Origin of the sequence: Bradyrhizobium sp. Ash2021, assembly GCF_031202265.1 — a bacterium.
In the GTDB taxonomy this organism is placed as follows: domain Bacteria; phylum Pseudomonadota; class Alphaproteobacteria; order Rhizobiales; family Xanthobacteraceae; genus Bradyrhizobium.
Map to the genome: position 1 here is coordinate 2312239 of NZ_CP100604.1, position 24559 is coordinate 2336797.

At 59.9% G+C, this 24559-nt stretch carries 22 protein-coding genes and 4 pseudogenes; 12 read left to right on the forward strand and 14 right to left on the reverse strand.

Features of this window, described 5'->3' with window-relative positions; all coding sequences use genetic code 11:
• Nucleotides 1-29 precede the first annotated feature (29 nt).
• The 7 genes and pseudogenes from NL528_RS11235 to NL528_RS11265 all read left to right on the forward strand — a co-directional run.
• Nucleotides 30-230 (forward strand): annotated as a pseudogene (locus NL528_RS11235) (IS66 family transposase); the annotation flags it as partial.
• Between the two features lie 16 nt (nt 231-246).
• Nucleotides 247-975, forward strand: coding sequence for a nitroreductase (locus NL528_RS11240; RefSeq protein ID WP_309182742.1), 729 nt, complete (start codon nt 247-249; stop codon nt 973-975).
• A 25-nt stretch (nt 976-1000) separates the two neighbouring features.
• Complete coding sequence (locus NL528_RS11245) at nt 1001-1540, forward strand: DUF4863 family protein (RefSeq protein WP_309182743.1); 540 nt, start codon at nt 1001-1003, stop codon at nt 1538-1540.
• Between the two features lie 127 nt (nt 1541-1667).
• The gene (locus NL528_RS11250; RefSeq protein WP_309182744.1) at nt 1668-2351 is read left to right on the forward strand and encodes a PD-(D/E)XK nuclease family protein; all 684 of its coding nucleotides are present in this window, start codon (nt 1668-1670) and stop codon (nt 2349-2351) included.
• 488 nt (nt 2352-2839) lie between these two features.
• Nucleotides 2840-4438, forward strand: coding sequence for an MASE4 domain-containing protein (locus NL528_RS11255; protein ID WP_309182745.1), 1599 nt, complete (start codon nt 2840-2842; stop codon nt 4436-4438).
• A gap of 39 nt (nt 4439-4477) precedes the next feature.
• Nucleotides 4478-4762, forward strand: a complete 285-nt coding sequence (locus tag NL528_RS11260; protein WP_309182746.1) for a response regulator — start codon at nt 4478-4480, stop codon at nt 4760-4762.
• 628 nt (nt 4763-5390) lie between these two features.
• Nucleotides 5391-6353, forward strand: a pseudogene (locus NL528_RS11265) (IS481 family transposase); the annotation flags it as partial.
• A 60-nt stretch (nt 6354-6413) separates the two neighbouring features.
• On the opposite strand, the gene NL528_RS11270 reads toward NL528_RS11265, so the two are convergent.
• From NL528_RS11270 to NL528_RS11285, 4 genes and pseudogenes are all read right to left on the reverse strand, one after another.
• The gene (locus NL528_RS11270) at nt 6414-6899 is read right to left on the reverse strand and encodes a Rid family hydrolase (protein ID WP_309184860.1); all 486 of its coding nucleotides are present in this window, start codon (nt 6897-6899) and stop codon (nt 6414-6416) included.
• A gap of 1192 nt (nt 6900-8091) precedes the next feature.
• Nucleotides 8092-8907, reverse strand: coding sequence for a class I SAM-dependent methyltransferase (locus tag NL528_RS11275; RefSeq protein WP_309182747.1), 816 nt, complete (start codon nt 8905-8907; stop codon nt 8092-8094).
• 1311 nt (nt 8908-10218) lie between these two features.
• Nucleotides 10219-10569, reverse strand: coding sequence for a transposase (locus NL528_RS11280; RefSeq protein ID WP_309184861.1), 351 nt, complete (start codon nt 10567-10569; stop codon nt 10219-10221).
• A pseudogene (locus NL528_RS11285) lies at nt 10544-10852 on the reverse strand (biotin synthase); the annotation flags it as partial. The gene NL528_RS11280 and the pseudogene NL528_RS11285, both read right to left, overlap by 26 nt.
• Before the next feature lie 301 nt (nt 10853-11153).
• Between NL528_RS11285 and NL528_RS11290 the strand changes: the two are divergent.
• The 3 genes from NL528_RS11290 to NL528_RS11300 all read left to right on the forward strand — a co-directional run bounded on the left by NL528_RS11290 (nt 11154) and on the right by NL528_RS11300 (nt 12910).
• A complete protein-coding gene (locus NL528_RS11290; RefSeq protein WP_309182748.1) occupies nt 11154-11612 on the forward strand; it encodes a DUF3788 domain-containing protein in 459 nt (152 codons plus the stop codon).
• Nucleotides 11613-11802: 190 nt separating this feature from the next.
• The gene (locus tag NL528_RS11295) at nt 11803-12096 is read left to right on the forward strand and encodes a LysR substrate-binding domain-containing protein (RefSeq protein WP_309182749.1); all 294 of its coding nucleotides are present in this window, start codon (nt 11803-11805) and stop codon (nt 12094-12096) included.
• A gap of 184 nt (nt 12097-12280) precedes the next feature.
• Nucleotides 12281-12910: a DUF1003 domain-containing protein gene (locus NL528_RS11300; protein ID WP_309182750.1), complete on the forward strand. Its 630-nt coding sequence runs from the start codon at nt 12281-12283 to the stop codon at nt 12908-12910.
• A gap of 397 nt (nt 12911-13307) precedes the next feature.
• Here NL528_RS11300 and NL528_RS11305 read toward each other — a convergent pair whose 3' ends face one another.
• From NL528_RS11305 to NL528_RS11315, 3 genes are all read right to left on the reverse strand, one after another.
• Nucleotides 13308-13817, reverse strand: coding sequence for an ABC transporter substrate-binding protein (locus tag NL528_RS11305; RefSeq protein ID WP_309182751.1), 510 nt, complete (start codon nt 13815-13817; stop codon nt 13308-13310).
• 206 nt (nt 13818-14023) lie between these two features.
• Entirely contained in the window at nt 14024-14914 is an 891-nt protein-coding gene (locus NL528_RS11310) for a hypothetical protein (RefSeq protein ID WP_309182752.1), read from the reverse strand.
• Nucleotides 14915-16078: 1164 nt separating this feature from the next.
• Nucleotides 16079-17104: a hypothetical protein gene (locus tag NL528_RS11315; RefSeq protein ID WP_309182753.1), complete on the reverse strand. Its 1026-nt coding sequence runs from the start codon at nt 17102-17104 to the stop codon at nt 16079-16081.
• Nucleotides 17105-17329: 225 nt separating this feature from the next.
• Between NL528_RS11315 and NL528_RS11320 the strand changes: the two are divergent.
• Nucleotides 17330-17407: pseudogene (locus NL528_RS11320) on the forward strand (NADP-dependent oxidoreductase); the annotation flags it as partial.
• Here NL528_RS11320 and NL528_RS11325 read toward each other — a convergent pair.
• From NL528_RS11325 to NL528_RS11355, 7 genes are all read right to left on the reverse strand, one after another.
• Nucleotides 17400-17801 carry a hypothetical protein gene (locus NL528_RS11325; RefSeq protein ID WP_309182754.1) on the reverse strand — a complete coding sequence of 134 codons (402 nt, stop codon included), beginning with the start codon at nt 17799-17801 and terminating at the stop codon, nt 17400-17402. The pseudogene NL528_RS11320 and the gene NL528_RS11325 overlap by 8 nt on opposite strands.
• Nucleotides 17802-18511: 710 nt before the next feature.
• Nucleotides 18512-18955, reverse strand: a complete 444-nt coding sequence (locus NL528_RS11330; protein ID WP_309182755.1) for a GMC family oxidoreductase N-terminal domain-containing protein — start codon at nt 18953-18955, stop codon at nt 18512-18514.
• 134 nt (nt 18956-19089) lie between these two features.
• Nucleotides 19090-19509, reverse strand: coding sequence for a cupin domain-containing protein (locus NL528_RS11335; protein ID WP_309182756.1), 420 nt, complete (start codon nt 19507-19509; stop codon nt 19090-19092).
• Between the two features lie 88 nt (nt 19510-19597).
• Nucleotides 19598-21034: an MFS transporter gene (locus NL528_RS11340; protein ID WP_309182757.1), complete on the reverse strand. Its 1437-nt coding sequence runs from the start codon at nt 21032-21034 to the stop codon at nt 19598-19600.
• Between the two features lie 119 nt (nt 21035-21153).
• Nucleotides 21154-21849: a glutathione S-transferase N-terminal domain-containing protein gene (locus NL528_RS11345; protein WP_309182758.1), complete on the reverse strand. Its 696-nt coding sequence runs from the start codon at nt 21847-21849 to the stop codon at nt 21154-21156.
• Between the two features lie 113 nt (nt 21850-21962).
• A complete protein-coding gene (locus NL528_RS11350) occupies nt 21963-22496 on the reverse strand; it encodes a peroxiredoxin-like family protein (RefSeq protein WP_309182759.1) in 534 nt (177 codons plus the stop codon).
• A gap of 185 nt (nt 22497-22681) precedes the next feature.
• Complete coding sequence (locus tag NL528_RS11355) at nt 22682-23599, reverse strand: NADP-dependent oxidoreductase (RefSeq protein ID WP_309182760.1); 918 nt, start codon at nt 23597-23599, stop codon at nt 22682-22684.
• A 562-nt stretch (nt 23600-24161) separates the two neighbouring features.
• Between NL528_RS11355 and NL528_RS11360 the strand changes: the two genes are divergently transcribed.
• Nucleotides 24162-24518 carry an ATP-binding protein gene (locus NL528_RS11360; protein WP_309184862.1) on the forward strand — a complete coding sequence of 119 codons (357 nt, stop codon included), beginning with the start codon at nt 24162-24164 and terminating at the stop codon, nt 24516-24518.
• The last annotated feature ends 41 nt before the right edge of the window (nt 24519-24559 follow it).

Here is a 24559-nt window from a genome sequence, read left to right on the forward strand (position 1 = left end):
CGGCCGATTTTGCATTTTTGGGGAGTCACAAGGCGGCATCTTGGGTCCATGCGCGGCGCCCGTTCTTCGCTATGGCCGACATCGAAGAGAATGAGCGTCGCAGGGCCGCCGGTAGAAAGGAGATCCCGCTCTCACGCACCGCGGTCGAGGTCGTGCGGCGGATCGATGCGCTGTTGGCGATCGAACGCTGCATCAATGGTCGGAGTGACGAGGAACGCGTTCAGGTTCGGCTGACGAGGAGGGAAGTTGTCCGCTCTTGAAGCAGCCGTGATTGGCGTGAGTGAGGCGGGTACGGTTGCGCGGAGCCGGATCGACGAGATCATCGCCGGACGCTTCGCATGTCGCGAATTCTGCGACGCTCCGGTCCCGCGACGGACCATCGAGCAGATTCTCCGCGTGGCACGGTTCGCGCCGAGTGGTGCAAACATCCAGCGCTGGTACGTCTACGTACTCGCGGGCGCGGCAAAGGATGGGGTGTCGGCGGCGCTGCTGGAAGCGCACGAAAACTCCCGCGACGAGCACGTGTCGGAATACAAATATTACGCCAGCGACTTACCCGATCTGTATCTGAAGCGGCGACGGGAATTCGGACGAAGGTTCTACGGTTCGCTCGAGATCGCTCAAGACGATGTCGGGGCTAGGAGGCGACAAACCGCGAAGAACTACACATTCTTCGGCGCACCGGTGGGATTGATCGTGACCATCGACCGCCGACTGGAAGTCGGGAGCTGGCTTGACCTCGGAATGTTCGTGCAGAACGTGATGCTGGCGGCGGCGGGGCGTGGGCTTCAGTCCTGTCCGCAGGAGACGTTCTCGAAGTATCACCGGATCCTCCGTCCGCTGCCTTCGATCCCAGCGGAGCAGGTGGTGGTGTTCGGCATCTCCATCGGCCGCGGCAGGGTTGAGGGGACGGAAAGATTGATGCCGCGGGCGGAGGTTGATGAGTTCGCCACGTTCGTCGGATTCGAATCGTGAGACTCAATCGAAAGAGGAGACGGCCATGGGAAGCCGAGAAGAATTGATCCAGCGCAGCATTCCGTTCTTGCGGGAGGTCAAGGATATGACGCCCGGCGCCAAGATGGAGCGTTGGCTCAACGAGACATACGGCGAAGACAGCGGGCTCTATCAGGATCTGGCTCGCCTGATCAAGATCGGGGTCGAGGAAGGCTGGGCGGCGAACCATGAGGTGGAAGGCCCGAATTACCGACGCAGCCGCATCCTGGAGCCGACGCCGGAAACGTTCCAGTTCAGCATCACCGCTGTCTACATGAACAGCGCCGATGCGCGCCGCTTCAGGGACGATGACGATCACGATGTGTTGCGCGGGCAGTATCACGGCCATCCTTATGGTGAACTCAACCTGGTCGTTCCCCTTGACAAGGGCGCCGAGTTGAAGGGGCTGCAGGGGTGGCAGGGACCTGGTTGGACCGCGCCCGATCCCGGCAGCCGGCACCATCCCGAGGTGAGGGGTGGAGCTGTCATCGCGTTGTTCTACCTGCCGGCCGGACGCATCTCTTACGACTTCAAGGCTCCGGCCTGATCGCTGACTGCGCAACGCGGGTGGCGTCAATCCCTTGGCTTTGATTGAACGTCTTGGACGAAAAAAACCCCCTCGGTTTTATCGATCTCAAATATCGGCGAAAAAATCGAGGCGAAATTCCTCAACCGTGATCGCCATCTCCGGACTGGCGTGCTGGCGCGACTGGCATCGCAATGACATCACGACGCACCACGGCCTGATCACGCCGGCGCATCCGCGACTGACCAAATTGTTCGAGCGGCCGCTGTCGGCGACGTCGTTCAATATGCTCTTGCGGGATCCGATCCGCTTCGTCTGGCGCTACGGTCTCGGATGGAAGGCTCCAGAGGACGCAGACGAGCCGGTGACCCTGGACCCCAACGTCTTCGGGACGTTCGTCCATGCCATGCTCCGCGATGCCATCGAGCAATTGGAGGGAGATGGCGGTATCGCCAGGGCCGGCCAGGGACGGATCGAAGCCGCGCTCGCCGACGCACGCGGTCGCGCCGTCGCCCTATGGGAGAATGCCCAGCCAGTGCCGCCGGACGTGATCTGGCGCAGCACCACATCGCGCGGGCATACGCTTGCGGCCGCCGCGCCGGCGTACGGACTGGAGCCGGCTACCGAACCAGGAGACCTGCTGCGAAATCCCCTTCGGAAAGGCCAACCCGAAGGAAGATGGCCGCGATTTGCCCTGGTCGGTCGGCGCGCCCGTCGAGATTCCAGGGACCGCCCTCCTGATCGAAGATCAGATCGACCGCCTCGACTTGTCGGGCGATCAGGCCCGCGCCCGAGTCATCAACGAATGGACGACGCGCAGACGACGAGCTGAAAAGGTCAACGCACAGGGGCCTACGACGCTGGCTCCGTTCGCAGCGCGCTTACCGCAGATCTGATCATCGCGACGATTTCGACCTCGGCATCGCTGTCCTGAGATTGAGCTAGCTAACGACCGCGCCTGGTCAGCCCACCTCCGGCGCGAGCGGGCCCCGAGTGAAGCTCTCGTGTCCTTCCCCCGTGCACATCCGGGGCCTCTTCCACTCAACTTCATTAGCGGGCTGCGCATCTTTCGGCAGGGGTAGGTCAGAGCGACGTCCATATCGCTCAATTGCACTCGCGTCGTGCCGGCATTGTCGAAGGTGGTCGCTAGCATTAGACTGTGGTCGAGGCTCCCTGCGACTTTGGGCTAGTGAGATCGGACGATCTCGTCGGGCAGATGGTGGGTAGGGAAAGGCACCACATTCTGGAACTCTGATTTCGAATTAGAGGCCGGCGAACTCGGAATTGCCGCCCATCGCGGGCTTTCGACGTGAGGCGAATATGTTCATGGAAAGGTCAGCGGCCGGATTACAGGCGCATGAGCTTGTACTCTCGAATCTTTCGCCCAGCGTCGCTCAAAGGCGGTTCGCGCTTGGCGTTGTGCTAGTGCTGCTCGTTGTCTTTGTCATCGTGGCAGGCCCGCTCTCGGGCCTGCCACTCAGGCGGGTTGACGCCTTTATACCCGCCTACGGCACCGCGATTTTCGTCATCGACTCTATCACCGCAGCCCTGCTCTTCGCGCAGTTTTCCGTCCTACGCTCGCATGCGCTCCTCGCACTGGCGAATGGCTATTTCCTGACGGCACTCATCGCAATTCCTTGGACGCTCACATTTCCAGGCGTATTGGCACCGGAGGGCGGCCTTGGCGGCGGCCTCCAGAGTACGGTTTGGCTCTATGTCCTATCGCACGTGGGCTTCGCCCTGTTCGCGATCGTCTATATACTGCTGAAGGATGCCGATCCGATGGAGTGGCTGTCGCCACGCTCCATTCGTGCGAGGGTCCTTACGACTGTCGGATCAGTTACTGCGCTCGTCTGTTGCGCAACAGTTTTCGTTACAGCAGGCCATGCGCTCCTCCCGCGCATCATGCTCGACACGGCGGAGGTTTCCTATCTCTGGTACTACACGATCGGACCGATGGCGGCATTATTCGTCGTCGCGCTTGTCTTGCTATGGCTGCGGCACCGCTCGGTGCTCGATCTCTGGCTGATGTTGGTCTTGTTCGCATACATCATCGAGATCGCCCTCACCGCCTTTCCTATCCCGTACCGCTTTAGCGTCGGCTGGTATGCCGGGCGAATTTACGGCGTGCTTTCCGGCAGCTTTGTGCTGCTCATCCTGATGAAAGAAGTCACAATGCTATACGGTGAACTGCTGCGCGCAGTCCTTGCCCAACGCCGCGAGCGCGAGGTGCGTCTGCTGACGGGGGACGCGGTCGCAGCCACCGTTGCGCACGAGATCAAGCAGCCATTGTCGGCAATGCTTATGAACGCCAGTACGAGCCTGCGCTGGCTTGATCGCGCGACGCCCAACATCGATGAGGCCAAAGCCGCATTACAGGCAATCGTGAACAACGCGCACCGTGCGGACGCGGTGATCGAGAATATTCGGACGCTCTTCAAGAGGGATGCGCGAACCCGGACCTCGCTCGACGTCAACAATCTGATCCGCGAAACTCTGGCGCTCTTGCGCGACGACCTGCAGACGCATCGGGTAGCGGTTCAAGCCGACTACAACCAATCGCTCCCACCGATAGAGGGCAACCAGGTTCAGCTGCAGCAGGTGCTCGTGAATTTGATCACGAACGCGATCGATTCAATGGCCACTGAAGATGGGAACCGGGTACTTTCCTTAAGGTCTAAAGTATACGACTCCGGCAGTCTGATGGTGTCGGTGGAAGACGTGGGGAAGGGTGTCGAGCCGAGCGCTATCGATCTGATATTCAAACCGCAGTTTACGACCAAGGTGCACGGGATGGGGATGGGGCTGTCGATTTGCCGGTCGATCATCGAGGCCCATGGGGGGCGGTTGTGGGTGACCGCCAATCTGCCCCGAGGTGCCATTTTTCAATTCACGCTGCCCGCCCACCAGGAGCACTAGCATGCGCGGTCCTACTCTTGAAAGATGCAGGAGGCCGAATTGCCTACGGAGACCGTGATCTCGATCATCGATGATGATGAGGACTTTCGCGAGGCTATAGCGCGTCTGATGAAATCGCGGGGGTTCACGGTCGATGCTTTCCCATCCGCGCTGGCTTTTTTATCCTGCCCGAATATTCGCAATACCTCCTGCCTGATCGTGGACGCCCATATGCCGCGAATGACCGGGATTGAGCTGCATCGTCGGTTGGTGGAATCGGGCTATGCCATTCCAACGGTCCTGAGCGGTTACGTCGACGAGCGTTCGGGCTCGTGCGTTGGCTGATGGCATCATTTGCTACCTGACCAAGTCGCGTAATGAGGATGCTTTGTTTGGATGCGTCTCGTCGGCTCTGGAGCGGGCCAAGCCAGATGAATATCGTTCATGATGATCACAGTCACGTGGGAGCGTTGACCGAGGGAGGAAATCACGTCTTCATGGTCTGCAAGGGTTCGGTGCCAAATCATCGGGGCGCGACGGATTCCGAACGACGATGTGTAGGTGACCGCGCGGTTCCTCGACTAGCGCGGAGCGGACGACTGCCGTGATTTCGTGACCGCGCGAGAGCCCCGCTCAATGATCCAAGTTTCCTGTTCTGCCGCTCGCTCCAAGCAGGAACATTCTCATCGCACTCTCCAGTGGGCAAGGCATCCAACCTTGGCTCATGGGCTTGACCGAGGTCGCCTATGGATCAAAAGTGCCGTTTCGACCCTCTGCCAGCCACTTCCGGTGTACCCCGATCAACGGACATCGCGAGACCGGCCCGACTGGTCCGGTTCGTGCCAATGAGAGACATCGCCTGATCACAACACTGTGGCTTGCTCGGCGGGGATCGAGCTTTCAGGAGGTTGTCCATTCGGCCCTGACCGAGGAAGCTGAGGTTGCTGAAGCTTCAGATTCCGGGGAGAACCGAATGGACACCCATCAGAATGCGCCTCTGACGCCGAAAGGTCGAGAGGCGATGGTGCGGATCGTGATCGAGGGCGGCATGACGAAGGCCGCGGCCGCCCGCCAATTCAACACCACAGCGAAGACGGTCGCCAAATGGGTTGAACGCTTCCGCGTGGAAGGTGTCGGTGGACTGCGAGATCGCTCCTCAAAACCTCATTCATTGCCAAGCCAAACCCCGCCTGCCACGTGCGCTGCCGTCGAGGCGTTGCGCCGGCAGCGCCACACCGGCAAGCAGATCGCCGCCGAAGTTGGTGTGTCGGCGGCGACCGTCAGCCGGATCCTGCGGCGGTTGGGTCTCAACAGGCTCTCAGCGCTGGAGCCGGCCGAGCCGATCCGGCGTTGTCAGCGCGAGAACCCGGGTGAGCTGATTCACATCGACATCAAAAAGCTCGGCAAGTTCAGCCGGATCGGCCATCGCATCACCGGCGATCGAACCGGCCAAAGCAACCTGCGCTCCCGTGGCAAGGGGCCAGGCTGGGAGTACGTGCATGTCTGCATCGACGACGCTTCCCGCATCGCCTTCAGTCAGGTCATGAAGAACGAGAAAAGAGGATGTGCCATCGCCTTCCTCAAGGCGGCCGTCGCCTACTATGCGAGCCTCGGGGTAACGGTCGAGCGTGTCATGACGGACAACGGCTCCTGCTATAAATCCTTTGCCTTCCGCAAAGCCTGCAAGCGCTTTGGTCTCAAGCACATCCGCACTAAGCCGTATACGCCCAAGACCAACGGCAAGGCCGAACGCTTCATCCAAACCAGCTTGCGTGAATGGGCTTATGCCCAAGCTTACAACACTTCAAAAGAACGCGCCACCGAGCTGCCAAGATGGCTTCACCGCTACAATTGGCACCGTCCTCATGGCAGTCTCGACTCAAAGCCGCCCATCAGCAGACTCGGCCTGGCCGGGAACAACCTCTTGAGGCTCCACACCCTCGCGGTTCCAGGTCCTTGTATCATGATTTCGTTAACTCCAGACATCGGGGATTTATCACCGCGGCTTCGCTTCTGCTCCCGACAGCATAGCCTTGAAGGTGATTTCGATGAGCTGTTCAGGAAAGGCCAGTCTCGTCACACCGATCAGGTTACTGGCGCACTGAGGTCGTGCCGTGCCGTAGGACTCCTTGCGTACCTTGCCCGCGGCGGCGAATGCGGCGTCGACATCGAGGACATAGAGCGTCTCTTCGACGACGTTGTCCAGCGTTGCCCCGAAGCGCGCCAAAAGCTTGACGGCATTGGCGTAGGTCGCCCGCATCTGTTGTTCCATCATCGAGAACTCGGCCGGCTTGCCGGATTCATCGAGAGAAGCAGGCGCGATCAGGTTCCCCTTCTCGTCGTGGCTGAGTTGGCCGGCGACATGGATCGTGTCACCGACCTTGATCGCTTGTGCGTATCCGTAGGCATCCTCCCACGGCACACCCAAATAGGCGGCCTCTTTACCATTCACTGCGGCTGCGTTTACGTCGTTGCTTTGCATATCGAGCCTCCTGGCTTCTCAATCTGGCGACGCGTATCGGTGGCGGCGCTGAAAGTTTCGATACGACGATGCTTTGGAGAATGACCTTGCGACGCCGGCGAGGGAAATCACCTCTCGCCATAGAGTCGATAGACGATCGTTATTGCCGCCCCGCCGCGTGATGCCGTAGCGAGGAATGCTACCAGCCGCATCTGCAGAGACTCCCGTTGCCGCCCCTTGGACCAATCGAGGTTGCGCGTGCCAACGCGCCGCCGTCCTTGACCATAACGCCGCTCCTACGGTGGATTTGTCGTGCGCCACGTCGCCGACCGGATGCCGGACCGAGGTAAGAGAGGGAAAGACATCGCCGTTTTGCAGATGGGGCAGGATGCCTTCAAAAAAAAGTTCTGAAATACGGAATTGCTACCGATTGATAGAGGTTGCCGCACCCGTCGATACGACCGCGACCCCGGCTTTTGAGCCTGCCGTCCCGGGCCGCTTCGCCGAATGAAGGCCGAAAGGGAACACGAGGGCGGACTCTGAGCCTCCATGACCGCTCTGGGTCTTGGCTGTGTAAAAACGCTGCGTCGAGCAAACTGCAGAGAAAAGTATTCCTTCGTAAGCATCGCTCTGGGTAGGTGAAGAGCAAACTGAACTGCAGTGCCGCGGAATCTGAGAACTAGATTCTCTGCTCTTGGCGAGATTTCGCGTTTTCACACAGCCAGGGTCATTCGCGTCATTTTTGCCGCGTACCCGAGATGTCTGCTCATCCCCTGACAGCGGCGGAATTGTAGGCATCCTCGGACCGCTGCTTGAGGTCCATAAGCCGACATAGAACCAATGGCCGCGACGCGACAGCTACGGGCCAACAACGGAAGTCGCGCCTTCACAACTGGCCACAGGCCCGAACTTGGGCCAAGCCGACGTCATTGGCGGCTAGGAGGAACGCAGATACACGCAGAATACCGCGATTATCACGAGGCCGGTATTGATGCGCGGACCTCGTGATCAATCTCGGCAACGCCAGCCACTGCTTCCGATGTATGAGTTTGGGAGCAAGATAGTGCTGTGGGTTTGGTGGCCAGCACTGTGTTGTACGGGTTGCCAAACACAAACACCTTCGACGTGCGCCAAATGATTCGCTCCAGTTCCACGAATGTGCGCATTTTTAACCGGTACTTCCACAACAGCATGTGTTGAATGAAGTTCCAGGTTATTCCCCAGGCCAAGAATGGTAGTCGCCGATACTGGATTGGACTGAAGCCAAGTCGGCGCATCTTGTAGCGAGAAGATTGGCTCCGACAAAATTGTAGCGCCAATTCTCGAAGAAGGCGGTGACACTCAGGTAATCCTTGGTACGGCGACAATGATCCAGGGACCCCGGCGAATGGATCAGCAACCGTCTTCCCGGCTTGAGCATCCGCCAGCACCTAGCTAGCCACGCGTCCAGGTCTTTGGTGTAGCCAATCGACTCGAGCGCATAGATGCCGTCAAAGTGTTCGTTCGGGAGATCGAGGCTGTCGAAGACGATGACTATCACCTGTCCACGCCCGCCAGGTCTCGCAAACTTCCGCCGGCAGATCTCCGCCTGCACGGATGAATTGGTCACGCACACAATTTCGATATTGCTCCGTCCGGCGAGGTATTCGGCTGCCGCGCCGGAGCCGCATCCGAGATCTAGGAATCGCATCCCGTCTTTCGGCTTCAAAAGAGCATATTCGGCCTCGTAAGGGTGCGAAAATGCCAATCGGGGAAACTCACACGTGCTGTAGTTCGATTGCTCGTCGCGATACGTGCCGAACACGTCATCGTATGTGCGCTTTTCGTCGTCATGCTTGAGAAAGTCGTTCGGCTTTGGTGTCCACTCAATCAGTTGGCGCCGCTCGAATTCATTCAGCTGGTGGCCGATCTTGCTCGCGTCCTTCGGTCGGGTCACCAAAAGAAAAAGTACGTAATGAAACAAGTTGTATGCCACAAACAACGCGCCGATGACGGCCGCTGCCAACTGAGATATTAGAACAATATTCAAGGTTGCTCCTGTGATAGCTGAAACATTCTACGAACTCGTATTGCAGTTATCGAATCACAGCGATCAAGGCACTTCCTAGAACAAAGCTGGGTACGCCACGCGTAGTGGCGGACGAGACCAAACTTGCCATCACAAACTGCGCATCGCGGGGCTCTGTCAGATCTAAGACTTTCGGAGCAGTTGGGCATTGTAGTCTCCTCTTGGCTTTATCGCAGCTGTTCGTCGATCATCCTTTTTTCACAATCGCACTTCATGAGCTCGTGCGCTTTTCCAACGCATGCAGCTTAGGACGATCGCGATTAGCAACTCAATTGAACGTCAGTATTCGTCCCGTCATCTAAATGGTGTCACGGAACGAAAGAATCGTGGGCCACCACTTCGCCTCCATTGTCTCAGCTCGAACTGCATAACGCTTTCGAACTCTAGCCAATCACAGATAGATGGACCGGACCATTGCACGGATGTCCATCAGTGCCGTAAATTGGCTTGAGGCTGCGATCCTTAAGTTTAGGATTGGGCACCTGCGGACTTGCGCGTTGGGCTCAACGTCTGGCGCCGATTTACAGAATGCCTATCGGCGCTCAGTTGATCTTGCGGTGGCAATGCAGCGCTGGGTTACAATCGATTTCTTAAATGATGCGAGCTATCGACGTTCTCCGGACGCTCGGGATTGGGCTAGAAAGAAAGGCCGGCTGCGCTGCCACAAGCGGCAGAGTTGAGGGAGGAAACGCCCAAGGAAGGCGGCGATAGTAGAACGCCATCGCACGCCTAGCTAAGGCGATCGCAATCGGCGGCTCAATTGAACGTAGGTAAAGGTCGGGCATCAAAATCGGCATGTGACCGATATCAAAGTGTCTGATGCGTGGTTTGTTTTAGCAGTATGTTACGCGCGGACGTGTGGCCCTTCTGGTTTATTAGTTAGGCGCTAGTTGAAATGCCGTTCGAGCGACGGATGAAAGGAATGCGCGTATTGTTTGTGGCGACCCTAATACTAGCTTCGCTTGTGGAGGCTTCTGCACAAGAGAAATCCCAAAAGATTGACTCCTGCAGCTATACGATCGGGGGGCACATACACCTTGCACGTCGGAGAGTTTCTCTGCTAACGCGTGCCAGCGCCTTCTGATGGGGAGTCTCGGTCTTGAGGAACGTGATTTGGTCATCCAGCTTGCTTTCGTCGACGTTGACGTTCCACGACCGAGGCCTGCCATCGCGTCCGTCGTTGAAAGGTCGAGAACGCCCGGCATTCGTTCAGCGGTTCGATCGGGGTGGCGAACGAAAGTTCTGACCGCCCGGCGCCGTTGTAAATGTCGCTTACGTCTGTATCGCCTGCAGCAGTGGTCGGCACCCCAGAATCGCTATTGCACGTTTCATGTTGTAGGCGAGCACATTGAGCGCCATCTCGGTCGCTGCCTTGTGTCGTCCCCGCATCAGGAAGTGCGTCGCACCCACCCAGTCCTTTATGGTTCTGAACGGATGCTCCGCAGTCGGCCGGTGCAAAGTCATCTTGCCGGGGTCTTGGTCGAGCCGCTGCTGAACCGTTTTGAGCGCAGCTTCGTGCTCCCAACGCGCGATACGCCGTTCGCGGCCCGTCGTGCACAGAGCTTTGAGCTCGCAGGTTTGGCAAGCGTCCCGGCCCTCACATCGCGGACAGACCCAGCCGATCGAACAGCTTGGGGTCGACTTCGGCTTCCGGGTTGCCGGCGGTCAACAGGGTATCGCCGACGAAGATCGAGTTCGCGCCGGCGAAGAAGCATAGCGCCTGCATTTCATCGGTCGTTGCCGAGCGGCCTGCCGACAGCCGAACAAACGATTTCGGCATCATGATGCGCGCGAGCCCAACGATGCGCACGAATTCGAACGCCTCGATCCGAGCCGACTGCGCCAGCGGCGTACCGGCAATCGAGATCAGCATGTTGATCGGGACGCTTTCCGGCGGCTCGCTCAAGAGGACGATCACGCCGCCCGATGCTGGCAAGCACTCCATAAAACCGTCACGGGTCAGCCCGGTTAGACGCACAGTGCCGGGAGTCCAGATTCCGTGTCCACGAATCCGCGGCCTGGCTTTCTGCTTTGAAGGGCAATCCGCCCACGCATCAATACCGACCTGAGGACGCAAGAAAATATCAGGCGCAACACCGATTCAAAACCCAGGAATTGTGCGACAAATCCCTTGCGCAAGATCAAGGTGCAGGCCACCAAGTCTTCTGATGCTTACGTGATAAAGTTGCGGTGTAAAGGAAAGCGGCATGGAACAGTCCCCCCAGATCGGCGACAGGATCACCGACAAATCAGCACCGCCCGATGACAACACTGTCCGCGACTGGATCGGGCCGAAGGCGTTCGGGCATTGGGCCGAACTGCGGAACTGGATCGAGGCATACTACCCCGGTGTTTTCGCGCCGGATTGGCTCTATCGTGGCAAGAAGCGCGGTTGGTCCCTGCGTTATAAGAAGTCCAAGGCATTCTGCACATTCCTGCCGGAATACAGGCTGTTTTCGGTCGAGGTGGTCTTGGGGGGAGCAGAGCGAGAGAAGTTTGAGGCGCGGCGTTATGGGTGGCGCTCGCAACTGGTCAAGCTCTACGATGAAGCCCGAACATACCCTGACGGGAAATGGCTGAAAGTTGCTATCTCATCCGCAGATGATCGGCATGATGTGACGGAGCTTTTGAGTATGAAGCGCCCTCCTCCACGGTCACGCGGTTGAATGTCGCGGAAATCCTGACTTTCGGGCGGTGCAAAAGTCTGTGAATCACTACGTCGCAAACCTCAGGAGTTTTGCGACAGTGGCATTTTCTTGGGGTGTGCATGACTGACAATGCTTGGATTAGCCTCGTAACGACAAACTACGAGATCGGCAACAAGCAGGGTCTTCGCGCAAAGTCTTTCGACCAAGTTTGGAATCCGGCGACTCTCAAAATTCCAATACCGAGATTCCTCAACCGGCCGGCGCGCTTCATTCGATTGCAAACGACAGCGCTTGCACCGCCGGCGCGAAGGCTGGGCTGGGTATCGTCGCCTCAAGCCTCATCAGTGCGAAGGCTGAGTTGGAAAGCGGTGAGCTCACTCGTATTCTGTCTGACTGGGACTTCGGCTCGATGGAAGTCAATGCGTTGTTCGTGAGCGGAAAGACCATTAAGCCCGCTGCGCGCGCGTTCACGGATTTCTTCATCGGGGAGCTTCGACGCTGACTTCACGGAGCATTCCTACCGGTTATCGATATGATAGCTTTACCCGAGTGGTCGCCGAATTTAATTACCGAACGCACTGACTGGGTAGATGCGGCGCTGAGATCTCCCATGAATTCCAAAACTTACTTTGCGCTGCTATGGACCGACGCGCGCGTACAGGCTGGTTGGATCAATAACTCGGACGATGTGGCGTCGTCTCAACGCGATTGATTGGAAATATGATAGACTGCGTGACGCGTCCGCCGTACGGATGAGGAGCAGGACCATCAAATCCGTAGAACCGGAACTCGACAGCATCGAGCCCACTGATCGTGAACTGCTCGGCGAATTGCGGCGGCTGCGCCGCTCATTGCGCCTTCGTCCGACTGACACGTGCGATCCGATGGAGTCGCTCTCAGTCGGCCAGCGTGTGGCAGACAAGGTCGCAGGCGTCATGGGCTCCTGGAAGTTTATCATCGTCCAGACCGTCCTCCTCGTTGCGTGGGTTTCGATCAATTTCGTCGCCGCGGCGAGGAGTTGGGACCCGTTTCCATTCATCCTGTTGAACCTCGCCCTCTCGGTTCAGGCTGGCTATGCAGCGCCGATCCTCATGATGAGTCAGAACAGGCAGCAAGATATCGATCGAAGAGCGGCGGACAACGATTATAGGGTCAACGTCAAGGCCGAACTAGAAATCGAGCTCTTGCACGAAAAGATTGATGAACTTCGAACGCGGGAGGTCCTTGGACTGACCGAGGCCGTCAAATGTCTGACTGATCTACTTCTGCAAACGAGGCAGTCTGGTCGAGCGGACTTTGTCGGCCCCGTTGAATAAGAGGTTTCCGCTCCCTAACCCGGCATTTCGAACTGTCGTAATCACCGAGCCGCGTTTTTGACGCGCACTATCAGGCGCGTCGAGATGCAGCCAACCTAATCTAGGGAATGGAACCTAATCCTCCCTGAAAAGTTCCGTCGCAATTTGGCGAATATGGCCGCCGCATCAGTCGGTGGCTTCTTTCAATCGCCAACGCGCCGGACGCGCCTCGCCAACGATCAAGACGGCGTTGCCATCGTGGCTCTTGAGGCTGTGTTGGATGCCGAGCGCGATGCGCGGCCTGTTTTGGAATTTTGCAAATAGCCAAAAGAAGCGGCCCCAGTACGCAGGCATGCGCGCTGGAGCCTTTGGTCTGCGCAGAGTGAAGCACAAGCCTGGGTGCTGAAAAATCTTGCTTCTAGCTGGTCGAGACTTGCCGGCCAAATCGACCGATCGGGTTCGTTAGATAAGCAATCGTGCTCGACGCTGGCACGATTTCATGCATGAGTGCGATATTGGCGCTTAGAGTTGCGTTGAACAAATTCATGCCGGTAATATTGCCTCCGGGATGGCTAAGGCTCTCCACCAAACCGAGTCCGACCGGATCATCGGCTGCTGAGAAAATGATTGGAATGGTTGTTGTGGCTTTTTTTGCCGCGAGTGCAGATGGCGGCCCCCCGGCAGAAAGAATCGCAGCAACATGCAGGCTCACGAGTTCGGCCGCTAATGCAGGTAGACGGTCATATCTGCCTTCTGCCCAGCGGTATTCGATCGAAACGTTTTGCCCGACGATATATCCGCCATCGGCGAGGCCCTGACGGAAGGCTGCGGCTACTGCTTCCGACTCTCCCGACGACCGGCTGCTTAGAAAACCTATTGCAGGCATCGTGGTCTGCTGGGCCTGCGAAGCTATGGGCAGGATGGTCAATCCCGACCCGATTATGAAGTCCCGCCGCCTCATCAATTCCCCCTGATATCCGAGGAAGGCCATTGTACAGGCAACCCGAGCAACGCCAGATATGCCGCAAAAAGGGGCGATGTTCGCAATGGGTCGGTCATCAACGGACCTCACGGCTCGAAAATGCGACTTCCGCTTTGCCCCGCGGTGCTCCTGTGGGAAGCCTTAGGAGTTCGTCAGGGAGGACTACCGGCTACTCTTTGTCCGGGCGGGCCCGCTGTGCTCATGCCGCCCGCCCGTCCCGACGCTCGAACCGACTTGGTTGATTTAGCTGGCTCTGGATTAGTCTCGGTTGTAACCGCGCTGCTCACGAAGCGAGCCTGCACCGAATTTGGCGTCAGCTTGACCACCGCCGCGTACGGGCTGCCCAGCTGAGCAATTTTATCGGTGGTGGCGAGATTGGTCAGTCGCAATTCCTCCCGAGACAGTTCATGAAGGTCTGCCCATGGCGGCACGTTCAGCGATAGTGCCAACAGGTCACCCGTGCCGCCCATGTCGAAGGTGTATTTGGCGAGACGTCCAATATCGCGCTCTACGGTCATGAGATCATCTGCGCTGTAGCTCGCGGCCCGAGCATTGTCAGCGCGGTCGTCCATCCAGATCTGATGCACGCGGACATGCGCTTGTTCAGGCACGTAACGCGACTTGCCCGACAGCAGCAGAAAAACGCACATGGATTCGCAGTAGGCCTCCGGCGACACGTGGGCGCGCTCGCCATGTGCGCTGGGGGTAAGCACGCTCACCCCGACGGTCGTGAACATTTCGAGCGCCCGGAACCGCCGTCCGAGCGCGATCGCGTCGTTGACCGAGCCGCCGCCGGAATCCAGCACGACGGTTTCGCCCTCGAGTTGATGATCGCGCGCGAAAGCATCGAAATCGCTTGGGGTCTCGGCGGTCACGATGCCGACTGCGCTGGTCCAGCCTCGGCAATTCGGCTGGCAAGCGACCCAGCTGAACTTCATCGGCAATTGGCGTTCTTCGAGGGCGGCGCCGGCACACGCCGAGCGGCCCGGCATGGCCACAAGGCCGAGCAATGCGATGCAACAGGTGGCGACGCTGAGCAACATCCAAGCTCGGGTGGTCGCTCGGCGAGCGAGCATGAATCTCTTTCCTTGGCTGGCTATCGGGTGGAATGAGCCGCGTCACAACGGCTTGCGTACACTGGCGACATCTGGCGCTGCCGGGTCGTCGGTACAGATCCAGAATCGAATCTTAGCCGGGACTGCTGCTTGGCGCGCCATTTCGGGCCGGGGCCACGCATGCAGTGCAGCCCGGGTCGGTAGCTGTCGCGCACGTCCATGATCAGGTTGTGAATGACCCTGGCGAAGTCGGAGACAAACTCAGCCGTCCTACGAGCAAAACCCGAAAATGCAGTTGCACCCATTGTTGTCATTGATGAACCCCTCCTATTTCTCTTACCGCTCAACACATCGGCCGTTATACCCAACCGTAGCCTCCGAGAGATGGGCCAAACCATTGCACAGAGGTTGATCCTCACCAGACCTTTCGCTGAGAAGAGCACACCAAGGTTTAGGCCCTGCCCACGAGGGCCTTGCGAATGATGGGAAGGTCGCACCTCCTCATGGCGCGGTATCGCTTTCAGCAGCTGGCAACCAACTGGCTCAAATTTTCGAGATGCGAAATGCCAAGACGACACAGCGGATCGGATTGGGACCACCTCACGCTCCACTCGCCCGCGCAGATGAGGTTAGTAGGCGGGTTTGCTGCGGGCATAATTCCGCTTGTGAAGGCCGACTTGACCGCTCGCGTTGAAGGGGTCGCGGTAATAAGGGAAGTCTGGGCGAGTACCGACCGCGTTGGGCACGACACCGTCGCGCACGCCCGTGTTCGTCGCCACCGACAGCATGGCGTCGGATGCAACCGAAGGCCCCGTGTCCAACGCCTCACGTTCCGCTCCGGAGGCCTGCCTCGTCGGTTCTTCTGGTACGCCCACGCCGAATATCGGCTGCCGTGAGCTTGAGCTTCGATGCCCGCGCGCCTTTGGAGGGGCGCGCGATGAACTAAAGGGGCTCGCAGCGGGGTGCGGATAAATGGACGGTAATGATTTGGGCCTGTGCGGCGCTGATGCTTCGCGCCGGTCCCCGTCAGAGGTGAGGTTTATTTCATGACGAAAGTAGTTGCTGGCAATGAACGCGTTCTAAGCTGTTTGCCGCCGTGGTGGTGGCCGCGTTCGCCCTTGGCCGCGAGCCAGCGCCGGCCGCCGCCATCGCCTAGCTGATCCGAACACCGCACATACCCGCGATGATCGCGGCTGAGATAGCGGCGCTTATAGCGACGCCCGCGCCCCAAAGGCGATTTGCGGCGCGTCGATCGACGCCGTGCGCGATCAGCACCACCCGCAATCCCGAGGCAAGGTGGCTTAGGACAAAAAACACACCGAGCGCGTAATGAGGCAACAGACGGATATTCCATGCGTCATGAATGAGCCCGGTCGGGGCTCCGATCGCGAAATTCCAATCGGTCGGTATACCGAGAAAGATTCGAGCGTAGATGAAAACCGAATTCATGTGCCCGAGGATGTACAGCGAGAGGTAGGCCCCCGAGGCGACCTGAAATGTCCGATGGAAGCCCCGGGGGGCGGCACTCCAACGCCATGCCAGAAACAGGCCGGTGCAGATCTGGAAAAGCATGGCCGCGACCAACAGCGGTTCACCCACGCCAGAGCGGTAGACAACGCGGCCGATCTTCATGACGGCCGCATGTGCGTCGGGGCCGATCAACCCAAACAGGTGATTGGCTAGATGGAACGCCACGTATAGGGACAAGAGCACCGCCGTCATTCCGTGGACGATGCGCCAGCGCCCCACGGTCGGCCGCGTTGCAGCGACGGGATTGCGGGCGTTCTGTGACCAAATCGCGATTGCGAGCCAAAGCACGCACCACACGATTTCGTCGGGGATAGGGCTGTGAATCAGGGCCTGAACGACGCCAAGAAAAACATAGAGCGTTGGGGCCGCCACGCCGGCATAGGCGAGCCGCCGCGCCCCTGGATCGGCGTCGGGTCGGCAAGCGAGCGCGAGCGCGACAAACGGCACGACGAACGCCACGGCCAGGATCAAGGTCGCACCGACAATTGCGAGGGGCGAAGGCGTTGTGGCCTGCGTGCCGACGACGGCATGAAAGGCCCGGAGTAGAAAAGGGTAGCTAATGGCCGCCGTTGCGGGAGCCAGCGCCAAATGGTCGAAGCGCGGCCCGATCGTGGCGCTTCGGTCCTGCGGCTGAGCAAACGCGTCCATTTTAAACCCCTTGAATATCAGCCGCGCGATCCGGCCGCACCGCCCCAAGGCTTGCACCGTGCAAGCCCTCTACCATCGGCGCTATCAAGAATGATCCCGGCCTAAGCCCCAAGTATATCACCCTCGACGGCCGTCACGGCGAAGATTCCAAGCGTGCGGCCGAACTCGTCGGCCTCCACAATACCCGCGCGGCTGAGGTAGGCTACGACTAGGGCGAAGGCCGCGCGGGTTCGTGACGGACGGCCGCGGACGAACATCGGCAACGTCTCGACCCTCGACGACGCCGTCGCCGCCTTCAACCCGCTGTGCGCCTGTCTAGTCCCGAACGCGTCGCGACTGGCTCCTCAGGCGCGTTCAAGACTGACGTCGTGAGCACGACAGCGGCAGCGAGGCCCCAGTAGTACCAGGCGTCGAGCCCAGCGAATTTGAAGGCAAACGGTGCGATGATAAACACCACCCCGACGGTGCGATCGACCCAAAGGTGCAGCCAGTAGGGAATGATGCGGACGAGCCCGGTGGGATGGTCGGTCAGGGCGGCCAAGAGCAGCGCGGCCACACCGACAACAACCGAAAGCCACATCGCGACTGGTTCGCTCTGGCCGAGCTTCAGTACGAACGGCGCTGCGATCAAGACAATCGCGACGGGATAATCGATCAGGTAGGCGTGGATAGACTTGGTGATGAAGCGGAACGACATCGGTGACTCCTACGTTGTTGGTTGCTCGACCATGTCCTTGCGACGCGGAGAGTGCATCCAGGCAAGAGGACGATCACGTCGCCCTATGCTGGCAAGCACTCCGCACAACCATCACAGGTCAGCCCGGTTAGATGCACGGAAAAGCTATGCCGGCACGCCAACCGTTGGAAATGCCCGGTCGTTATGGTTTCCATTCCACTCGTCCGGCGCCATGGAAGCGGGCTAGTGCGGCGTTGAGCGTCGACCGCCAGTCCAAGGGCGGAGTGAACTTCAGGCGCACGACGCGACGGTGCTTCAGTGTCCGGCTGTCGGTCAGGGAAGGCTTGGGAAGATCGCCCGGGCCGTGCCATACGTCGTCCGCTCACTCCTAGGCACTCCAGACAGGTTCGCGACGGTCGCCGTGCGTTATGCCGAGGGCAGCTGAACGATAAGGGCTTCTCTCAGTAGCGGTCATTGGCAACTTTGACTTATTCAGCCCCGACATGAGCCAGTCGCAGGTCGCCCAGGCCAGCCGATGAGACGTAGAGTCCACAAACATGGCAGGTCCAAATCGCACGAGCTGCGCATCGTGCTGGACGGCCGCGTATCGATGGAGAACGTTCTGTAGCCGCCTACAAAATACCAATTCAAGCGAACGAGTCCAACGTCAAAGCCCAAGAGGGGGAGCGTAGGCAGTCACCCGAGCTTCGCGGGTGGGCGTGCGCTCGGGGTTAAGCTCTCCTGGTCGCCTCGAACGGGAACCATGTGCGACGTTCCGCCTCGTCGATCCAGTTTTCGATCAGGCTGGCCGTGGGGACACCGCCATGCTCGTCGCAGACGTTGTGGGTCTGCCGCATGCGCTGGGTGAGCGCCATGTTATCTCCCTTCGGCTCGGCCAGCATGTCTTCGGGCGTGACGAGCTCGACGCCAACGGCCCGCTTGTTCTCGACGAGGATGCGAACGACGGTCTTGCCGGTAAGAAGGGTGACGCGGCCCGAGGCGAGGTGCGGACGCAGATAAGCGTCGACCGCGCTGCACCGCCGCTGATTTCCGACCGTTGACTGCACCGGCGAGACGCCGATCTGGCTCTCGCCTGTAGCCCGCCCGACAGCACTCGCCGTCACGCCGCTAATTGCGGCACCTCCGAGGCCTGCAAGTAGCTTGCGTCTCAGCACCGAGAATCGAACATCGTCGGTCTAGCACCGGCGGAGCGAGAGCCTTCCATCCCATCGATTCTGAGCAACTCTTGTTCTGACCCCGTGTTCACAGTTCGTCCAAAGTAGCGAATCTGCGCATTGTTCTTGAAGGTTTATTTGATGGGCGTGGTCAGAGGGTCGTCATTGGTGTCGAGGACGAAGACAGCGAGCAGCTTTGCCGGTTCTGTCTTGCTCGCGTTGCGGCTGATCGAATGGATAGCGCCCGGCCGTTCGGACCAGCTCTCGCCCGCCCGATAGATGCGCGTCTCGCCGTCATCCACCTTCGATTCGATCGCGCCCGAAATCACATAGGCGTAGATGAAAGCCGACTTCGCGTGGGTGTGGGGCACGGAGGCCGCGCCGGGCGCGTAATCGACTTCCACGACGATCAGTGACTTGCCAGAGATATTCGGAATGGCCGCCTCGAAGTTCTTCGTGACGGTTTGCGCTTCGCTATCATGGGCGTAGATGGGGCCGACCATCGAGAAGACGAGGGCGGCGCAGGCGGCGGCGGTGATGGTTCGGATCTTCATGGGCTTTCTCCTTCTGCCTATAGGTTGGTCTTCGTTCTTCATTTTTCCTCCCGGCCTCGCCGGCCTGCTGATTACGGACACCGAACGGTCAGTCTCGCGGGATGAAGTCGACGTGGGGCCCCGGCTCGATAATGAAAACCGCGAGCGTGGCGAGAACGCACGCGACCGCGGCGACAGCCATCGCCATGTGGAATCCTGAGAACAGCTGAGGACCGCCCTGCTGCAGGACGCCGCCGAGCAGGGCGATGGCGAAGAGGGACCCGGCGCGTGAGACCGCGCTGTTGACACCAGACGCGATTCCGGCGCGATCGGACTTGACCGAGGTGAGGACGAGGGTCGTCAACGGCGCGATCGCCAGGCTCATGCCCAGCGCCAGCAACAGGATGCTGGGGAAGATATCCGCCCAATAGGTCGCGTTCGAACCGACACGGAGCGCCATAGCGCATCCCAAGGCGACGACGGCGGCGCCGGTGAACAATGGCAAGCGCCGGCCGAACCGGCGGCAGAGCATGCCGGCGAGCGGCGAGACGACCGTAATCAGCACTTGCAGGGGAATGAAGGCCAGGCCCGCCACCAGCGTCGGCAGGTGCGCGCCCCGGATAATCACGAACGGGATCAAAGTTAGCATGACCGTGAACGCTCCGTAGAGGAGCGCGGTGAACAGGTTCGCGCCGACGACCGACCGCGAGGCGAGGAGGGACGGGGGCAGCATGGCGTTGTCGCCTAATCGCCGTTCGGTCACGACGAGGCAGGCTAAGCCGCCCAGACCGACGATCAGCGTGACGAGCACCCAAAGGTTCAGACCGGAACCGTTGGTCAGGCTGGTCAGCCCCGCGCTCAGCCCGCCGAGCCCGACGGTCGAAAAGACCGCGCCACCGACGTCGACCCGGGCGTGGCTGGTCGGGGAGTCCTTGGGTATCCACACGGTGCCGACGGCCAGCGCGACGGCGACTACGGGCAGGAGCATCAGAAAGGTCGTCCGCCAGGACCAGTGATCGAGGATCGCACCGGCGATCGCCGGCGCGACGCCGCTGGCGACAGCCGCGGCGGCGGACCAGATGCCGACCGCACGGGCTTTCTTGTCGGCGGGAAAGGCCTGCCCGAGCATGGAAAGGCCGTTGGGTAGGATCAAGGCTTCGCCCAAGCCTTGCAGGAACCGGCCGACGATGAGCAGGACGAAACTCGGCGCGAAACCAATCGCGGCCGCGCCCAGGCCATAGAGAGCGATCCCCGCGAGGAAGATCCGCTTCTGTCCGAACCGGTCACCCAGAGCGCCGGCGACCAAGGTCAGGGCCGCGAGCGGCAGGAGCTCGGCGTTCATCACCCATTGCAGGTCGAGCGGCGACAGGCGCATGTCTCGGCCAATCGCCGCGAGCGCGACCGTGACGACGGCGCTGCTGACGAACACGAGGCCGCTGCCCAGGCTCGACGCGGCGAGCACCTTGGTGCCGCCCTGCGCGCCGACGGCCTTAGGCTCGGAGAGCGCGAGGCCGCGGTCGGTCAGGATCAGGGACACGCTGCTCACGACCTAATCCCTCAGGTTAGGTCGCGCGATTCGCGGCGCGAGCTCATTGGCCAGCAGCCCGAAGCCGGGCCGCCGTGTCCGTTCGCCGATCACTCCTCGCAACATCAATTCACCCCTCTCTAAACCGCCGTCACTTCCAGCCCGCGCTGCACCGCCGGACGCGCGAGGCCCCGGTTGAGCCACGCCTGCACATGAAGAAAGCGGTCGAAGCCGACGATCTCGCGCGCTTCGTAAAAGCCGATCAGATTGCGTACCCAGCCGAGCAGCGAAATATCGGCGATGCTGTAGTCAGTGCCCATCATCCAGTCGCGCCCCGCGAGCCGTTCGTCGAGGACACCGAGCAGCCGCGCTGATTCGGTTGCGTAGCGGTCGCGCGGGCGCTTGTCCTCATAGGCCTTGCCGGCGAATTTGTTGAAGAAGCCGACCTGGCCGAATATCGGCCCAACTCCGCCCATCTGCCACATCACCCACTGGATCGTTTCGTAGCGGGTGTTCGGATCGGCCGAGATAAATTGTCCCGTCTTGTCGGCAAGATAGAGGAGGATCGCGCCCGATTCGAACAGCGCGAGCGGCGTGCCGCTCGGTCCGTCGGGGTCGTAGATTGCGGGAATCTTGCCGTTGGGGTTGAGCGCGAGAAAGGTCGGGTCGTGGCTTTCGTTCGCCAAGATGTCGATCCGGTGCGGCTCGTACTCGAGGCTCGTTTCCTCAAGCATGATGCCGACCTTCACCCCATTGGGCGTCGGGGCGGAAAAGAGTTGCAGCCGATGGGGGTGCTGCGCCGGCCAGCGTGTGAAAATCGGATGATCGAGCGTCACTTTCTTCCTTCCTCCTAGACTTGTCGACACATACGAGGAGCCGAGACGTGTTCCCAAGACTCTTTCCGTGGGTGCGTCCGGCCTTTGGCGTTAGCCGCCAAGTCGACGGACGTTCAGAGAGGGCCGTCATACTCGCCACGCGCCGGATAATCTTTGGCGATGGCGAAGTCGATCGCCTGAAGCAATTCCGAGAACAGCGGACGTGCGAATGGCATTGTTTGAACTGCTCCGTAATACAAAGTACCGTCCGGGCGGACGAGGAATACGCCTGGCTCCGAAAATAGCGGCGGCTCTTCGATATTAATCGATGTCTTTCCACGCGACGACGAAATATAGAGTCCCCATTTGCGAGCAACCGTGAGCGGCAGCGAATATCCGAATCGCAAGCTGGCGCCGACCTTGCTCACCATTTCCTGAGCGCGCTCGGGAACGTCAGAGCTGACGGCGATAACCTTGGTGCCGCGTCGCTCATATTCAGGGATCAGCGATTCTAGGTCGCGCAGATACTTGAGACAGACCGGGCAATGGAGCCCGCGATAAAATGATATCAACGTAAATAGCTTCGGTGCGTCGGCAGCAAGATCAAAGTCGCCATGAGCAAGGGTCGGCACGCGCAGTTCGGGAACCGGTCGACGAGGCAGCAGCATTCTCTTCTCCGCAGTTATTGCCTACGAGCAGAGCGCTCGTCGGTTCAGATAGCGTCCAAACCTGCAGTACGCGACTCTGGCCGAAGCCGACGTTGTTGTCGTATTGGCCGATGATCCGCGTGCCCAGTTTTGTTCCGAAATGGCGGGCAAGGTGAAGGGCAGAGCCGCTCGCCCACCCCAAGTCCTCACGGACGAACGCGGATGATCGTCTTCCCGCTGATCCGCTTGGTCGGATTGAAAGCGGCGACGGCATCGTCGAGGGTCGCGATGTCGCCGATGTTCGTCCGCAGTCGTCCGTCCCGCACTCGCTGGACGATCTCACCCAGTTGGGCGCGATCGGACACGAGAACAAAGTCGATCGCCAAGCCGTCGGCGGGCCGCGTCTCGGTCGGCCCGGCGATGGTCACCAGTGTTCCTCCGGGCCGGATCATGCAAGCGGACCGCTTCGCGATGTCGCCGCCGATAACATCGAACACCAGGTCGACTCTGCCAACGTCTTCCAGCGCGTCGTTCTCAAGGTTGACGAACTCCTGCGCGCCGAAGTCGAGCGCCTTCTGACGATCGGCGGCACGTCCGGTGCCGACGACGTAGGCGCCGGCCAATCGTGCGAGTTGCGTCACCATCGACCCGACTGCGCCGGCCGCGCCGTGCACGAGGACGCTCTGCCCTGCCTGAAGGCGGCCGTGCACGAACAGTCCCTGCCACGCAGTCAGGCCCGGCATCGCCACGCTCGCACCCACCGTGAAGTCGACGTCGCCCGGCAGTGGCGCGAGGTTGCGTGCCTCGACGGCCACATACTCCGCCAGGGTGCCGCCGCGATACGAGTCCGAGAGGCCGAACACTCGCTGTCCCACCGACAGCCCCGTCTTGCCGTAGCCGAGAGCGGTGACCACTCCGGCCAGCTCCTGCCCGGGAATCGACGGTGTTCGGTCACGGTCGAGGCGATCGGTCCACGTCGAGGGCCACGTCAGCTCACCCGAGGTGAATCCCGACGCATGAACCTGAACGACGACGTCGTTGATTGCGGCCTGCGGCTCGGGCCGCTCCACGAGCCTCATCCCGGCGGTTCCCGCAGCCTGGTCCGTTACGACGATCGCCTTCATCGTCCACTCCTTTTGTGTGGGATGTCGTCATCTTCCGAATTCTTTTGCGGACGAGCAAAAATACGACCGCGAAGCTTGATGGTCCAATGACCCGTGGCTATGGAATCGATGCCATCGACGCCGCGGCCGCGACGGCATTGATTGCCGATTCAGCGACTGAACGCGGCTTAGAAGTCTCTGCAGAATAGAAACGTCTGCTTCGAGTGCCATGCGGCTCGTGGCATTCTTCGCTACGGCATCACGCCGCGCGGCGAGCGGTAATAACGATCGTTTATCGACTCTATTGCGAGAGGTGATTTCCCTAGCCGGCGTTGCAAGGTCATTCTCCTAGCATCGTCGTGCCGAAACTTGCGGTTCCGCGATCGACACGTGGAACACGGTGGAAGATTGAAAAGGCAAGGGGTCGATATGCAAAGCAACGACGCAATCGAGATCGTCACGCCATGGACACACTGACATTACGACCCGGCGGGACCTTGTCGCGGCAGCGGAGGATTTGCGGCACGCCGTCGGTCCTGGTCGGTCACTTCATACTGAGATTGCCCAAACTCTCTCTGATTTTGTGGCCGATCCAGGGGATGTTTACTTCGCGCTCCGCAATCTGTGCCGCGATGCAAGCGCAGCGCTGCAAGACGGTGGCGAGGTCGTAATCTCTGCGAAGAACAGAGTGCTGCGTCCAGGAGCGTCGACTGGGGTGGTAGAAATCATCGTCGCGGATAACGGAAGCGCTATGGCGGACGAAGTGCTTCGGCAAGGTTCCAATTTTACGACGAAGCCGGTTTGGCAAGGCTCGGGTCTCGGTCTCGGCCACGTCCAGCAATTTGTCCAAGAGAGCGGCGGCGCTATTGATATCAAGTCCGAGGTCGGCGTTGGAACAGCGGTGCGAAACAATGATGCTGCCTTTATCGAGACCGGCTGACGGTAGCAGTGTCGGCCTGTCCAATTCAATTACAACATTCT

Bases quoted from the DNA above. Each gene is read 5' to 3' on its own strand.
- NL528_RS11245 (WP_309182743.1), top strand. From the start codon at position 1,001: ATGGGAAGCCGAGAAGAATTGATCCAGCGCAGCATTCCGTTCTTGCGG.
- NL528_RS11255 (WP_309182745.1), top strand. From the start codon at position 2,840: ATGTTCATGGAAAGGTCAGCGGCCGGATTACAGGCGCATGAGCTTGTA.
- NL528_RS11270 (WP_309184860.1), bottom strand. From the start codon at position 6,899: ATGCAAAGCAACGACGTAAACGCAGCCGCAGTGAATGGTAAAGAGGCC.
- NL528_RS11290 (WP_309182748.1), top strand. From the start codon at position 11,154: ATGGAACAGTCCCCCCAGATCGGCGACAGGATCACCGACAAATCAGCA.
- NL528_RS11300 (WP_309182750.1), top strand. From the start codon at position 12,281: ATGTGGCGTCGTCTCAACGCGATTGATTGGAAATATGATAGACTGCGT.
- NL528_RS11310 (WP_309182752.1), bottom strand. From the start codon at position 14,914: ATGTTGCTCAGCGTCGCCACCTGTTGCATCGCATTGCTCGGCCTTGTG.
- NL528_RS11315 (WP_309182753.1), bottom strand. From the start codon at position 17,104: ATGGACGCGTTTGCTCAGCCGCAGGACCGAAGCGCCACGATCGGGCCG.
- NL528_RS11325 (WP_309182754.1), bottom strand. From the start codon at position 17,801: ATGTCGTTCCGCTTCATCACCAAGTCTATCCACGCCTACCTGATCGAT.
- NL528_RS11335 (WP_309182756.1), bottom strand. From the start codon at position 19,509: ATGAAGATCCGAACCATCACCGCCGCCGCCTGCGCCGCCCTCGTCTTC.
- NL528_RS11350 (WP_309182759.1), bottom strand. From the start codon at position 22,496: ATGCTGCTGCCTCGTCGACCGGTTCCCGAACTGCGCGTGCCGACCCTT.
- NL528_RS11355 (WP_309182760.1), bottom strand. From the start codon at position 23,599: ATGAAGGCGATCGTCGTAACGGACCAGGCTGCGGGAACCGCCGGGATG.